Origin of the sequence: Micropruina sp. (assembly GCF_027492755.1) — a bacterium.
Taxonomy (GTDB): domain Bacteria; phylum Actinomycetota; class Actinomycetes; order Propionibacteriales; family Propionibacteriaceae; genus Micropruina.
In genome coordinates this window covers 18320-31951 of record NZ_JAPUED010000004.1, presented here as the reverse complement: position 1 = coordinate 31951, position 13632 = coordinate 18320, and the positions used below count along the sequence as shown (strand labels likewise).

12 protein-coding genes are annotated in these 13632 nt (G+C 68.6%); 11 read left to right on the top strand and 1 reads right to left on the bottom strand.

Translation table 11 applies throughout. The features are described 5' to 3' along the window. The 9 genes from nuoI to Q0066_RS00295 all read left to right on the top strand — a co-directional run. On the top strand, positions 1 to 378 hold a 378-nt coding region (nuoI, locus tag Q0066_RS00335), incomplete at its 5' end, for an NADH-quinone oxidoreductase subunit NuoI (protein ID WP_298128891.1). Beyond that, positions 375 to 1160, top strand: a complete 786-nt coding sequence (locus Q0066_RS00330) for an NADH-quinone oxidoreductase subunit J (RefSeq protein ID WP_298128888.1) — start codon at positions 375 to 377, stop codon at positions 1158 to 1160. The genes nuoI and Q0066_RS00330, both read left to right, overlap by 4 nt. After that, positions 1157 to 1453: an NADH-quinone oxidoreductase subunit NuoK gene (nuoK, locus tag Q0066_RS00325; protein ID WP_298128885.1), complete on the top strand. Its 297-nt coding sequence runs from the start codon at positions 1157 to 1159 to the stop codon at positions 1451 to 1453. The genes Q0066_RS00330 and nuoK overlap by 4 nt, the downstream gene beginning before the upstream one ends. Before the next feature lie 124 nt (positions 1454 to 1577). After that, positions 1578 to 3482, top strand: a complete 1905-nt coding sequence (gene nuoL, locus Q0066_RS00320; RefSeq protein ID WP_298128882.1) for an NADH-quinone oxidoreductase subunit L — start codon at positions 1578 to 1580, stop codon at positions 3480 to 3482. 13 nt (positions 3483 to 3495) lie between these two features. Beyond that, the gene (locus tag Q0066_RS00315) at positions 3496 to 4998 is read left to right on the top strand and encodes an NADH-quinone oxidoreductase subunit M (protein WP_298128880.1); all 1503 of its coding nucleotides are present in this window, start codon (positions 3496 to 3498) and stop codon (positions 4996 to 4998) included. Next, complete coding sequence (nuoN, locus tag Q0066_RS00310; protein ID WP_298128877.1) at positions 4998 to 6539, top strand: NADH-quinone oxidoreductase subunit NuoN; 1542 nt, start codon at positions 4998 to 5000, stop codon at positions 6537 to 6539. Before Q0066_RS00315 ends, nuoN begins: the two co-directional genes overlap by 1 nt. A 109-nt stretch (positions 6540 to 6648) precedes the next feature. Further along, entirely contained in the window at positions 6649 to 7575 is a 927-nt protein-coding gene (locus tag Q0066_RS00305) for a polyprenyl synthetase family protein (protein ID WP_298128897.1), read from the top strand. Between the two features lie 145 nt (positions 7576 to 7720). Next, positions 7721 to 9088: an NAD(P)/FAD-dependent oxidoreductase gene (locus tag Q0066_RS00300; protein ID WP_298128874.1), complete on the top strand. Its 1368-nt coding sequence runs from the start codon at positions 7721 to 7723 to the stop codon at positions 9086 to 9088. A 160-nt stretch (positions 9089 to 9248) separates the two neighbouring features. Then, on the top strand, positions 9249 to 10679 hold the full coding sequence (locus tag Q0066_RS00295; RefSeq protein WP_298128871.1) for an amidase: 1431 nt from the start codon (positions 9249 to 9251) through the stop codon (positions 10677 to 10679). 28 nt (positions 10680 to 10707) lie between these two features. On the opposite strand, the gene Q0066_RS00290 is transcribed toward Q0066_RS00295, so the two are convergent. Continuing rightward, positions 10708 to 12624: a M13-type metalloendopeptidase gene (locus Q0066_RS00290; RefSeq protein ID WP_298128868.1), complete on the bottom strand. Its 1917-nt coding sequence runs from the start codon at positions 12622 to 12624 to the stop codon at positions 10708 to 10710. Positions 12625 to 12829: 205 nt separating this feature from the next. Between Q0066_RS00290 and Q0066_RS00285 the strand changes: the two genes are divergently transcribed. Both Q0066_RS00285 and Q0066_RS00280 read left to right on the top strand, forming a co-directional pair. Then, on the top strand, positions 12830 to 12997 hold the full coding sequence (locus Q0066_RS00285) for a hypothetical protein (RefSeq protein WP_298128865.1): 168 nt from the start codon (positions 12830 to 12832) through the stop codon (positions 12995 to 12997). Between the two features lie 171 nt (positions 12998 to 13168). After that, on the top strand, positions 13169 to 13558 hold the full coding sequence (locus tag Q0066_RS00280) for a DoxX family protein (protein ID WP_298128863.1): 390 nt from the start codon (positions 13169 to 13171) through the stop codon (positions 13556 to 13558). Positions 13559 to 13632 lie beyond the last annotated feature (74 nt).

Genomic DNA, 13632 nt, shown 5'->3' with positions numbered 1-13632 from the left:
GAGCTGTGCGCCTGGGCCTGCCCGGCGGACGCCATCTACGTCGAGGGCGCCGACAACACCGAGGACGCCCGGTTCAGCCCCGGTGAGCGGTACGGCTCGGTGTACCAGATCAACTACCTGCGCTGCATCCTGTGCGGGTTGTGCATCGAGGCCTGCCCGACCCGGGCGCTGACCATGACCAACGAGTTCAAGCTCGGCGACACCACCCGCGAGAAGATGATCTACACCAAGGAGCGGCTGCTCGCGCCGCTGCTGCCCGGCATGGAGGCGCCGCCGCATCCGCGCCGGCTCGGCAACGACGAGAAGACCTACTTCCTCGGCCTGCCGAAGACCGGCACCCCGGACACTCGGACGCCCTCGGCGCAGGAGGCCCGATGACCGTCGTGTTCTGGATCTGCGCACCGCTGATGGTGCTGGGTGCGCTCGGCCTGGTGCTGTTCCGCAAGGCCGTCCACTCGGCGCTGTCGATGGCGCTGACCATGGTCTGCCTGGCGGTGCTCTACGCGTCGCTGTCGGCACCGTTCCTGTTCGCCGTCCAGATCATCGTCTACACCGGTGCGGTGCTGATGATGTTCCTGTTCGTGCTGATGCTGGTCGGCGTCGACACCCCCGACTCGATCGTCGAGACGATCAAGGGCCAGCGGGTGCTGGCGGCGCTGGGCGCGCTCGGCCTGCTCGGCCTGATGGTGTTCTCGATCGGCGGTGCGGTGACCGCGCCGGCGACCACCACCGCGGCTGCCGAGGCGGCCGCCGGCGGCAACGTCGAGGGGGTGGCCGAGCTGCTGTTCGGCCGCTACGTGTGGGTCTTCGAACTCACCTCGGCACTGCTGATCACCGCCGCGGTGGGTGCGATGATCTTCGCCCACGCGCAGCGCACCAAGCCGAAGCTGGGCCAGAAGGAGCGGGCTGACGAGCGGATGAAGGCCTACGCCGCCAGCGGCACCCACCCGGGCTCACTGCCCAACTCGGGTGTCTTCGCCACCAGCAACTCGATCGCCACCCCGGCCCTGCTGCCCGACGGCAGCATCGCCGAGGAGTCGGTCAGCCGCACGCTCACCGAGCGCGGCGTCCAGCTGGACAGCGCGCAGCTCAAGCAGATCACCGCGGACGCCTTCGCGGCGGCCGAGCGGGTCGGCGACGAGGAGGACGAGGAACTGTGATCGACCACTACCTCTACCTGGCGGTGATCCTGTTCGTGATCGGCGCCCTCGGCGTGATGATCCGGCGCAACGCGCTGGTGGCGTTCATGTCGGTGGAACTGATGCTGAACGCCGCGAACCTGGCCCTGGTGGCGTTCGCCTTCCAGCACGGCAAGCTCGATGGGCAGGTGGCCAGCTTCTTCGTGATGGTGGTGGCCGCCGCTGAGGTGGTCGTCGGACTCGGCATCATCGTCAGCATCTACAAGACCCGCCGCTCGACCTCGGTCGACAACGCCAACCTGTTGAACCGGTGAGGCCACGCATGCACTACACATCGATCGAGACCCGGGCCGGTTCCGCAGCGGTCTCGACAAGCTCGACCAGCGACGATCAGCGTGTCCCTGACCCGCTCGGCGCAGTAATGAGGGGGAGGGGCGCATGACTCCGATGGAAGTGGTCGATCCGGTCGCGGCCACCGGACTGTTCGGCTACGCCTGGCTGATGATCGCGCTGCCGGCGCTGGGCGCGCTGCTGCTGCTCGTCTTCGGACGCTGGATCGAGAAGATCGGCCCGTACCTGGCCGTCCTGCTGATCGCCGGCTCGTTCGTGGTGGCGCTGCTGCTGTTCCTGCAGCAGCTCGGGTCGCCTGCCGATCAGCGGGCGGTGTCGGTGCCGTTGTACACCTGGTTCGCCACCGGTTCCTGGCAGATCGACGTCGGGCTGCTGGTCGACCAGCTGTCGATCCTGTTCGCCCTGCTGATCACCGGCGTCGGCGGCCTGATCCACGTCTACTCGCTGGGCTACATGGCGCACGACGAGCGCCGGCGCCGCTTCTTCGGCTACCTGAACCTGTTCGTCGCGGCGATGCTCACCCTGGTGCTGGCCGACAACTACCTGGTGTTGTTCGTCGGCTGGGAGGGCGTCGGCCTGGCGTCCTACCTGCTGATCGGCTTCTGGCAGCACAAGCCGTCCGCGGCCGCCGCGGCCAAGAAGGCGTTCGTGATGAACCGGGTCGGCGACTTCGGCATGATCCTGGCCATCTCCACGATGCTGGCGATGTTCGGCTCGTCCGCCTTCGTCGACGTCAACCACGGCGCACCGCTGCTGGAAGGGCCGTGGGCGACCGTGATCGGCCTCCTGCTGTTGCTGGGTGCCTGCGGCAAGTCGGCGCAGGTGCCGCTGCAGGCCTGGCTGCTGGACGCGATGGAGGGCCCGACCCCGGTGTCGGCGCTGATCCACGCCGCCACCATGGTCACCGCCGGCGTCTACCTGGTGGTGCGCAGCCACGCCATCTTCGACCTCAGCCCGGACGCCCAGGCGGCCGTGGTGATCGTCGGCACCGTGACGCTGCTGGCCGGCGCCTGGATCGGCACCGCGAAGGACGACATCAAGAAGGTGCTGGCCGGTTCGACCATGAGCCAGATCGGCTACATGATGCTGGCCGCCGGCATCGGCCCGGCCGGCTACGCCTTCGCGATCTTCCACCTGCTCACCCACGGCGCGTTCAAGGCGAACATGTTCCTGGGTGCCGGTTCGGTGATGCACGGCATGAACGACGACGTCGACATGCGGCACTACGGCGCTCTCGCCAAGTACCTGCCGCTCACCTTCTGGACGTTCGGCGCGGGCTACCTGGCGATCATCGGCTTCCCGCTGACCGCCGGCTACTTCTCCAAGGACCACATCATCGAGGCCGCGTTCGCGCGCAGCCCACTGGTCGGATCGCTGGCCCTGCTCGGCGCCGGCGTCACCGCGTTCTACATGACCCGGCTGATGCTGATGACCTTCGGTGGCCGCAAGCGCTGGGTCGACGGCGTCCATCCGCACGAATCGCCGGCGGTGATGACGGTGCCGCTGATCGTGCTGGGCGCGCTCAGCCTGGTGGCCGGTGCCGTGATGAACTCCTGGATCCAGGGCTGGCTCGAGCCCGCCACCGGCGGGCATCCGCACGAGGTGTCGCTGCTGCCGACCGTGGTCGGCTGGGCCACGATGATCGTGGTCGCGGCCGGCGTGCTGGTCGCCTGGCTGGTCTTCGGCCGCAGGCCGATCCCGGCGCAGGCGCCGGCCGGCAACGCCATCACCGTGGCCGGACGCAACGACTTGTTCGGTGACGCGCTCAACGACGCCCTGGTGGTGCAGCCGGTGATGGGCATGTCGCGGGCCGCGGTCGCCAACGACGCCAGGACCATCGAGGGTTTCGTGCACACCCTGAGCACCGGCATCGCCGGGTTCAGCGTGGTCGGCCGCGGCACCCAGACCGGCTACGTCCGCAGCTACGCGCTGACCATGGTGCTCGGTGTGGTGGCGATCGGTGTCGTCGTGATCCTCGGCCTGGGCGGCTGAGGGAGGAGCTGAGATGAGTTTGCTTACCCTGCTCGGCGGCATCCCGCTGCTCGGCGCACTGGTGCTGGCATTGCCGGTGCGCGGCCTGGCCCGTGTGCTCGGCCTGCTGTTCTCGCTGGCCACCCTGGTGGTCGCGGTGCTGGTCACCCTGCAGTTCCTGGGTGGCGCCGACCTCAGCGTGCGGCAGCCGTGGATCACCGCCTTCGGCGCCAACTGGGCGCTCGGGCTGGACGGCATGGGCCTGGTGATGGTGCTGCTCACCGTGATCCTCACCCCGCTGGTGCTGATCGCCGAGTGGAACGTCACCGGTCACGGACGCTGGAACGCCCAGGGCTACGCCGCCATGGTGCTGGCACTGCAGGGCACCGCGATCTTCACCTTCCTCGCCGACGACGTGCTGCTGTTCTACGTCTTCTTCGAGGCGACGCTGATCCCGATGTACTTCCTGATCGGCGGCTTCGGCGGCGAGCACCGCCGGGCCGCGGCACTGAAGTTCCTGATGTTCAACCTGGTCGGCGGGTTCATCCTGCTGGCCGCGGTGATCGGGCTGTTCGCCATGTCGGTGTCGCTGCGCGGCGCGCCCAGCTACCTGCTGAGCGACCTGGCCGGCCTGCCGATCCCGGTCGACGCGGGACGGCTGCTGATGGTCGGGTTCCTGATCGCCTTCGTGATCAAGGCGCCGATGGTGCCGGTGCACACCTGGCTGCCGTTCGCCGCCGAACAGGCGACGCCCGGCTCGTCCACGCTGATGGTCGGCATCCTGGACAAGATCGGCACCTTCGCGATGATCAAGTTCTGCATCGGGATCTTCCCGGAGGCCAGCGCCTGGGTCGCCCCGGTGATGATCGCGCTGTCGCTGATCTCGATCATCTACGGTGCCGCGGCCGCGATCGCCAGCAAGAACCTGCTGCGGCTGGTGTCGTACACCTCGGTCAGCCACTTCGGCTTCATGGTGCTGGGCATCTACGTGTTCACCACCCAGTCGATCAACGGCTCGATCTTCTTCATGGTCAACCACGGCTTCTCCACCGCGGCGCTGTTCCTCACCGTCGGGTACCTGATCAAGCGGCGTGGTTCGGCCGAGGTGTCCGCGTTCGGCGGTGTCGAGAAGGTCGCCCCGGTGCTGGCCGGCGCGTTCCTGCTGGCCTGCCTGTCGGCGCTGTCGCTGCCCGGCATGTCGACCTTCGTCAGCGAGTTCCTGGTGATCGCCGGCACCTGGTCACGCACGCCGTGGATCGCCGCGATCGCGGCGACCGGCATCATCCTGGCCGCCACCTACGCGCTGCTGATGTACCAGCGGACGATGACCGGCCCGGTCACCGAGGCCACCGCGAAGCACTTCACCCGGGACCTGACCGGCTCCGAACGGAGTGTGCTGGTGCCGATCGTGGCGATCATCCTGCTGTTCGGCGTGCTGCCCGGACCGATCGTGAACCTGGTCGAGCCGACCGCCAAGGCCGCCATGACCCGCATGCAACTGACGGATCCGGTCGCGCCCGCGAAGGGAGAGAAGTGATGAACTTCGAGTGGCAGGCACTGGCCCCGGTTCTGGTGGTCCTGGGTGCAGCGATCCTCGGCATCCTGATCGAGGCGGCCGCGCCCAAGGCGCACCGATTCGCCATTCAGGCCGGCGTGACGGTGGTCAGCATCGTCGTCGCAGCCACCTTCCTGGTGGTCAACTGGCGCGCCGGCATCGGCGGTCCGCTGGCGATGGGCTCGATGATGCTGGACGGCCCCAGCTACTTCATGTGGGGTGCACTGCTGGTGCTCGGCCTGGGCGCCATCCTGGTCTTCGCCGAGCGGCAGCTGAACGGCGGGGTGAGCGCCTTCGCGGCGTCCGTGGCCACCGTGCCAGGCAGTCGCGCCGAGGCGGAAGCGTCCGCGGCCAAGCTCGAGCACACCGAGGTCTTCCCGCTGGCGCTGTTCGCGCTCGGCGGCATGATGGTGTTCCCCGCCGCGTCCGACCTGATCACCATGTTCGTGGCGCTCGAGGTGCTCTCGCTGCCGCTCTACCTGATGTGCGGGATGGCGCGCCGGCGCCGGCTGCTCTCCCAGGAGGCGGCGCTGAAGTACTTCCTGCTCGGTGCGTTCAGCTCGGCCTTCTTCCTGTTCGGGGTGGCGCTGCTGTACGGCTACGCCGGCTCGTTCGAACTGAAGGCGATCGCGGACGCCGTCCAGAACCCGACGATGGGCCGCGGCATCCTGGTCGCCGGCCTGGCGATGCTGCTGGTCGGCCTGCTGTTCAAGATCGGCGTCGTGCCGTTCCACAACTGGACGCCCGACGTCTACACCGGCGCCCCGACCGCCGTCACCGGCTTCATGGCGATCTGCACCAAGCTGGCCGCCGTCGGTGCCACCCTGCGGGTGCTGTACGTGGCGCTGTCGGGGGAGCGGTGGACCTGGCAGCCGATCCTGGTCGTGCTGATCGTCGCCACCATGGTGGTCGGCTCGGTGTGGGGTCTGACCCAAACCGACATGAAGCGGACGCTGGCCTACAGCTCGATCGCCCACGCCGGCTTCATCATGACCGCCGTCGTCGGGGCGTCCACCGCGTCGCCGACCAGCCCGCTGGACAGTGTGGCCGCCGCGATGTTCTACCTGGTCGTCTACGGCCTGGCCAGCATCGGTGCCTTCGCCGTGATCACCATGGTGCGCAACCCCTCGGGCGAGGCCAACGCGATCGCCAGCTGGTCGGGCCTGGGCCGCAAGAGCCCACTGGTGGCCGGCATCTTCGCGCTGTTCATGCTGAGCTTCACCGGCATTCCGTTGACCGGTGGTTTCATCGGCAAGTGGGCGGTGTTCGCGGCGGCCTGGCAGGGCGGTTTCGACTGGCTGGTCATCGTCGCGGTGGTGCTGAGCCTGGTGGCTGCGGTGTTCTACCTGCGGATCGTGGTGGTGATGTTCTTCGGCGAACCCGCCGAGGGCGTGACCGTCGGGCGAGCCAGTGCCTTCACCTGGCTGCCGGTGCTGGTGTCGGCGCTCGGCATCGCGGTGCTCGGCGTTTTCCCCGGCCCGGTCCTCGACTTGGCCACCATGGCCGGAACGTTCCTGCGCTGAGGCTCGCAGCACGTAGACTCACCCCTGCCTGCCCAACGTATGAGCAAGGAGAAGTGTGACACTCGAGATCGGCGTCGACTCCACCTTCGCGCAGTCGGTCGTCGACCGGTTGCAGTCGATCGAGGAACGCCTGGCCGCCGCAGCCTTCGGCAAGACGCCGTTCGTCACCGAGGCAGCGACCCACATCATCAACGCGGGCGGTAAACGATTCCGGCCGCTGCTGGTGGTGGCGGCGTCCCAGCTCTACGACGGCGCCGATTCGGACGCGGTCGAACGGGCGGCGATGGTGGTCGAACTGACCCATGTGGCCAGCCTGTACCACGACGACGTCATGGACGAGGCCGAGTTCCGTCGCGGCGCCGAGAGCGCCAACCATCGGTGGAGCAACACGGTGGCGATCATGGTGGGCGACTTCCTGTTCGCCCGGGCGTCCGCGATCGTGTCGACGCTCGGCACCGAATATGTGGCGATCCAGGCCGACACCTTCGGCCGGCTGGTGCAGGGTCAGGTCGCCGAGACCCGGGGGCCCGAGGACGGCGACGATCCGGTGGCGCACTACCTGGACGTGGTGGCCGACAAGACCGGCTCGCTGATCGCCGCGTCCGCCCGGTTCGGTGGCATGGTGTGCGGCGCTCCCGAACCTGTGCTCGACGCGCTGACCACCTTCGGTGAGGAAATCGGCGTGGTCTTCCAGCTGTCCGACGACATCATCGACATCGCCAGCGACCGGGCCGGCAAGACCCCCGGCACCGATCTGCGCGAAGGGGTGTGGACGCTGCCCACGCTGCTGGTCCGGCAGGCGGACGACCCGGCCGACGCCCGGCTGCGCGAACTGATCGGACGCCGGCTCACCGATCCCGACGAACTGGCCGAGGCGCTTGCCCTGATGCGGGCCCATCCGGCGCTGGACCAGGCGCGGGCCGAGGTCGAGCGGCGCGCCCAGGCAGCCAAGGATCTGCTGACCCGACTGCCCGAAGGGCCGGCCCGCGAAGCCATGTTCGAACTCTGCGACCAGGTCGTCAGCCGGTCGAGTTGAGCGGGCACGGTTCAGCATCTGCCGCTCAGAACAGCAATGGCCCCGGCTTCCTTGACCGCTGCGGCCGTGCCCGCTTGCCAGCGGATGCACGGCCCGGCAGACTCAAGCCGATAGCTACACCGAAGAATTCCTCCTTGGAGTACATATGCCTCGTCCTCACGTCGTCATCATCGGTTCCGGGTTCGGTGGGCTGTTCTCGGCCCAGGCGCTGGCCAAGGCCGATGTCGACATCACGCTGATCAGCAAGACCACGGCGCACCTGTTCCAGCCTTTGCTCTACCAGGTGGCCACGGGCATCCTCTCCAGCGGTGAGATCGCCCCGGCGACCCGCGACATCCTGCGCAAGCAGAAGAACGCCCGGGTGCTGCTGGGCGAGGTGAACAAGATCAACCTCGACTCGCGGATCGTGATCGGCGAGAAGCTCTCCAAGCAGATCATCCTGCGCTACGACTACCTGATCGTGGCCGCCGGCGCCGGCCAGTCGTACTTCGGCAACGATCAGTTCGCGACCTTCGCGCCGGGCATGAAGACCATCGACGACGCGCTGGAGCTGCGGGCCCGGATCTTCGGCGCTCTGGAGATGGCCGAGCTCAGCCAGGACGCCGCCGAGCGCCGCTCGCTGATGACCTTCGTGGTGGTGGGCGCCGGCCCGACGGGCGTGGAGCTGGCCGGCCAGATCGTCGAGCTGTGCCACAAGACGCTGGTCGAGTCGTTCCGCAACATCGACACCCGGCAGTGCCGGGTGCTGCTGCTCGACGGTGCACCCGTGGTGCTGCCGCCGTTCGGAGAGAAGCTGTCCGCGGCCGCCAAGAAGGAGCTGGAGCGGATCGGCGTCGAGATCAAGCTGAACGGCATGGTCACCAACGTGGACGCCACCGGCCTCGACGTGAAGTACACCGACGGCAGCACCGAGCGCATCGAGTCGATCTGCAAGGTGTGGGCCGCCGGCGTGCAGGCCAGCCCGCTGGGGCGGACGCTGGCCGAGCAGTCCGGCATCGAGGTCGACCGGGCCGGACGCGTGCCCGTCCAGCCCGATCTGACCCTGCCGACCCACCCCGAGGTGTTCGTCATCGGCGACATGATGAGCCTCGACCGGCTCCCGGGTGTCGCCCAGGTCGCCATCCAGGGCGGCAAGTACGCCGCGAAGAAGATCATCGGTGAACTCACCGGCGCCCCCGTCACCGAGCCGTTCAAGTACTTCGACAAGGGCTCGATGGCGGTGATCAGCCGCTTCGGCGCGGTCGCCAAGATCAACGACAAGGTGCAGTGGAGCGGGTTCATGGCCTGGATGGCCTGGCTCGGCCTGCACCTGATCTACGTGGTCGGCTTCAAGAACCGGATCACCACCCTGTTGCACTGGGCGATCACCTTCCTCGGCAGCGGACGCTCCGAGCGGGTCACCACCGAGCAGCAGCTGGTCGGTCGTCTCGCCGTCAAACAGCTCGGCGCAGCCTTCGAGCCCACCATCAGCGGCATCCTCGACCCCAAGAAGATCGACCACAAGAAGAGCTGACCCACGCCGGGTGACCAGGGGATCTGCGGAGGCGAGACACCATCTCGCAGGGCTGATTGGTCCGAAGGAGCAACCCTCGTCCAAAGCAGCGTTAAAGACCTCGTGAGAAGCGCCTCTGCGGGTGTGCGCGGCTGCCGGACGGCGTGACAGGATGGCGGCCATGCTGGACGCCGATACGTACTCCTCGCTCTCTGCTCTGGACATCGCGCGCGAGGTGAATGCCGGCCAGTTGTCCGCCGTCGAGGTGGCTGCGGCAGCACTCGAACTCGCCGAGCAGCGCGGCCCCGGGTACGGCGCCTTCAGCTGCCTCGCCCCTGATCACGGCATGGCGGACGCCCGGCGCACCGACGCCCGGATCGCGGCCGGAGAGCGGCTGTCGCTGGCCGGTGTGCCGTGTCCGATCAAGGACCTGAACCAGGTGGCCGGACTGCCGTGGGAGGCCGGTAGCGCCGCATTGCGTGGCAACCGGGCCAGCGTCGACGACCCGATCGTCGGCTGGTTCGCGGACGCCGGCACCAGCATGGTCGGCAAGACCGCCACCCCCGAGTTCGGCCTGCCCTGCTACACCGAGCCCGACACCGGCGCGCCCGCGGTGACGCCCTGGGATCCGACGCGTTCCGCCGGTGGCTCCAGCGGCGGAGCGGCGGCCGCGGTGGCGGCCGGCATCGTCCCGATCGCGCACGGCTCGGACGGCGGCGGCTCGATTCGCATTCCGGCCTCCGTCTGCGGACTCGTCGGCCTGAAGGTCAGCCGCGGGCTGATCTCGTCCGGCAACCGGCCGCCGGGTCCGGGACTCGGCATCGACGGTGTGCTGACCCGCACGGTGCGCGATACCGCGCTGGCGCTGGACGTGCTGGCCGGGCCACGTCCGGGCGACACCTACTGGGCGCCGACGGCGTCCGGTGGGTACCTGACCGCCTGCGAGCGTGCGCCCGAACGGCTGCGCATCGGGCTGTTGACCGCCCCGGTGATCGCCGCGGACGCCGAGGTGCATCCGGCCTGCCTGGACGCCGCCAACCGCGCGGCCACGCTGCTGGAGGGCCTCGGCCACGAGATCGTGGAATGCCCGGTGCCGTTCCCCGATTCGCAGTGGCAGGCGTTCGCGTCGGTGTGGGCGGTCGGGGCGCTCAGCATTCCGCTGCCGCCCGAGGCGGAGGCGGCGCTGACGCCGCTCACCCGATGGCTGCGCGAGGCCGGCCGGACGTCCACCGCGCTGGAGTACGCCCAGGCGCTGGCCGCCATCCAGCTGCTCACCCTGCAGGTCGCGGAGGCCTGGGCCGACTACGACATCGTCCTCACGCCCACCCTGGCCCAACCGCCGGCCCCGACCGGCAGCCTGCGCGACGACGCTGATCCCGCCGCCGACTTCGCCGCGCAGACCCGGTTCACGCCATGGACGTCGATCTACAACCTGACCGGACGCCCGGCGATCAGCCTGCCGTTGCACACCGCCCGGGTGGACGGCCCGGAGTCGCCCGAGCTGCCGATCGGGGTGATGCTCGGCGGCAAGTTCGGCGCCGAGGACACCCTGCTCGGGCTTGCTGCCGCCCTGGAACAGGTCGCGCCCTGGGGCCGTCCGAACCTGGGGTGACGGAACCGGCCGCCGGAACGATTCGCGCCTACCAGATGGCGACCTGCTGCTCGGGCGCCAGCCACAGGGCGTCGTCGCCGGTGACGCCGAAGGCGTCGTAGAACTCGGGAATGTTGCGCACCACCTGGTTGCAGCGGAACTCGTCGGGCGAGTGCGGGTCGTTGGTCAGCTGAGTGATCAACGCCTCGGGCCGCGACTTGTGCTGCCAGGCCCGCGCCCAGGCCATGAACAGCCGCTGGGCGCCGGTCAGGCCGTCGATCGGCTCGGGCTCCTGGCCGCCCACCGCCAGCCGCCACGCCTTGTAGGCGATGGACAGCCCACCCAGGTCACCGATGTTCTCGCCGATGGTCAGCTTGCCGTTGACGTGATGCCCGGGGGTCTCGGCGGGGATCAGCGCGTCGTACTGATCGATCAGCGCCTTCGTCCGATCCTCGAACGCTTCCCGGTCCTCGGGCGTCCACCAGTCGCGCAGTTTGCCGTCCCCGTCACAGGTGGAACCCTGGTCGTCGAAGCCGTGGCCGATCTCGTGCCCGATGACGGCGCCGATTCCGCCGTAGTTCACTGCGGCGTCGGCGTTCTCGTCGAAGAACGGCGGCTGCAGGATGGCTGCCGGGAAGACGATCTCGTTGCGCAACGGGTGGTAGTAGGCGTTGACCGTCTGCGGGGTCATCAGCCATTCATGCCGGTCGATCGGCCCACCGAGCTTCGCCAGTTGGTAGTCGCTTTCGAAGTCGGCGGAGCGCAGCACGTTGCCGAGCAGGTCGGTGGCGTCCACCTCGAGTCCGGAGTAGTCGCGCCACTTGTCCGGATAACCGATCTTCGGGATGAACTTGCTCAGCTTGTCGAGCGCCTGGGTGCGGGTCGCCTCGGTCATCCAGTCGAGCGTGCTGATCGAGTTCCGGTAGGCCTCGATCAGGTTCGCCACCAGCTCATCCATCCGCTGCTTGGCGACGGACGAGAAGTGCCGCTCGACGTACAGCTTGCCGACCGCCTCGCCCAGGGATCGTTCGACCAATGTCAGGCCGCGCTTCCACCGCTCGCGGTTGGTGGGGATGCCGTTCAGGGTGGTGCCGTAGAAGCTGAACCGGGCTTGGACGAACGCCTCCGGCAGATAGGGCGACAGCGCCGACAGCAGGTGGAAACGGGCCCAGGCCCGCCAGGCGGGTAGCCGCTCCGAGCCCAGCAGTTCGACCACGTCGATCGCGTTGGACGGCTGGGCGTCGATCAGTTGCTCCAGCTCGTCGATGCCGGCGGCACGGAACATGCGCAGCCAGTCGATCCGTTCCGAGAAGGGCTCGGGCCGGGTCGGGTTGTACATCTGGCGCAGGTCGCGGGTGCGCACCTTGTCCCAGTGCCGGGCGGCGATCTCGGTCTCGAGGGCGACGATCGCGTCGGCCTCGGACGCGTCCAGCCCCGCCAAGGTGAGGGTCTCGGCGACATGCTCGCGGTAGGCGGTGAGGATGTCGGCGAAGCGCTCGTCGCGGTAGTACTCCTCGTCGGGCAGACCCAGCCCGGACTGGCCGACGAACAGCGCGTAGCGGGTCGGGTCGCCGGGATCGGACTCCACCGACAGGTCGAGCGGCGTGCCGGTGTTGCGCCGCGCGCTGCGGCCGAAGTAGTCGAGCAGGGCGTCCACACTGTCGACGGCGTCGATCTCGTCGAGCAGCGGCCGCAGCGGTTCGAGGCCGCGGCGCTCCACCTCGTCGGTGTTCATGAAGGACGCATACAGGTCCTGCACCTTCGCCGCCTCGGTGCCGGGAGCGGCCCCGGACAGGCCGGTGATGATGTCGCGCACCGCTTCTTCGGCGGCGTCCCTGAGGATCGAAGCGGCACCGTAGGCGGGCTTGTCGTCAGGGATCGGAGTGCTGGCCAGCCACGGCCCGTTGACGTGGCGGAACAGGTCGTCCTGCGGTCGGATCTGGGGATCGACGTCGAATGCGGTCACGCGAGCGATCCTAGGGCTATCTGGCAACCTCGCGGGGGTGACGATCCCGCGGACTGACTGACGTCTTCGCGAGCCGCTGTCGCTCTGCAAAGCGCGAGTGACGCCCGAACCCGCCAGTCAGCCGAACCACCCGTTTGGGCGGTGGTGTGTGCGACCCCGGGCGGGAATCCTGCATGCAGGCCCAACGACCCGAAAGGTACCGACGATGACCGAGCAACAGCGTGACCGCGCAACCGACGTCGAGGAGGCCGGAACCTCCGAGCAGGAGTACGGCAACCTGAGCGTCGAGGACGATCCGCAAGGCACCACGGACCCGGCTGACCTGGCCGATACTGCCGGACCTGAGGATGACGGCGGCCGCGAGAAGCCCTGATCACCGATTGAGCGGACCGGCAGGGTGCTGTCCGAGGGTGAGCCGGGTGCCGTCCGGACCGATGGTGATCTGGACCCATCCCCGGGTCACGAACCGATCGAGGTCTCGACGGACGCACGAAGTAGGGTGATGAACCGGCGCGAACCCGCGTCGAGATGAGAGGGGTGCTCCGTGTCTTTGTTGTCTGTGCTCTCCCGAGCGGCATTGGGCGTGCCGTTCGTCTATCTGGGTTATCAGGCCGTCAAGGAGCCCGGTCCGCGGGTCGCGATGGCCAGCAACTTCGGCATCCCCGAGGAATACGCCGACACGGCCGTCCGGGCGAACGGCGCCGCCATGGTGCTGGGCGGTCTGGCGGTGGCCACGGGCATCTTTCCCCGGCTGGGCGCCGCGGCTGTTGCTGGTGCGATGGTGCCGACGACCCTGGCCGGGCACGCCTTCTGGAAGGACTCCGACCCGAAGGCCAAGGCGGGGAACCTGACCCAGTTCCTCAAGAACCTCGGGCTGGTCGGCGGTCTGCTGGCGGTGGTCGCGACGTCGGCCAAGGATTCGAGCGAGGACTGAAGCCCTGGCCTTCGGAGGGGATGATGTCAGCCGACTTCGTCGCGGCGAATATGCGCAACTGGAACGAGCGGGTC

Bases quoted from the DNA above. Each gene is read 5' to 3' on its own strand.
- nuoN (WP_298128877.1), top strand. From the start codon at position 4,998: ATGAACTTCGAGTGGCAGGCACTGGCCCCGGTTCTGGTGGTCCTGGGT.
- Q0066_RS00285 (WP_298128865.1), top strand. From the start codon at position 12,830: ATGACCGAGCAACAGCGTGACCGCGCAACCGACGTCGAGGAGGCCGGA.
- Q0066_RS00300 (WP_298128874.1), top strand. From the start codon at position 7,721: ATGCCTCGTCCTCACGTCGTCATCATCGGTTCCGGGTTCGGTGGGCTG.
- Q0066_RS00295 (WP_298128871.1), top strand. From the start codon at position 9,249: ATGCTGGACGCCGATACGTACTCCTCGCTCTCTGCTCTGGACATCGCG.
- nuoL (WP_298128882.1), top strand. From the start codon at position 1,578: ATGACTCCGATGGAAGTGGTCGATCCGGTCGCGGCCACCGGACTGTTC.
- Q0066_RS00315 (WP_298128880.1), top strand. From the start codon at position 3,496: ATGAGTTTGCTTACCCTGCTCGGCGGCATCCCGCTGCTCGGCGCACTG.
- Q0066_RS00330 (WP_298128888.1), top strand. From the start codon at position 375: ATGACCGTCGTGTTCTGGATCTGCGCACCGCTGATGGTGCTGGGTGCG.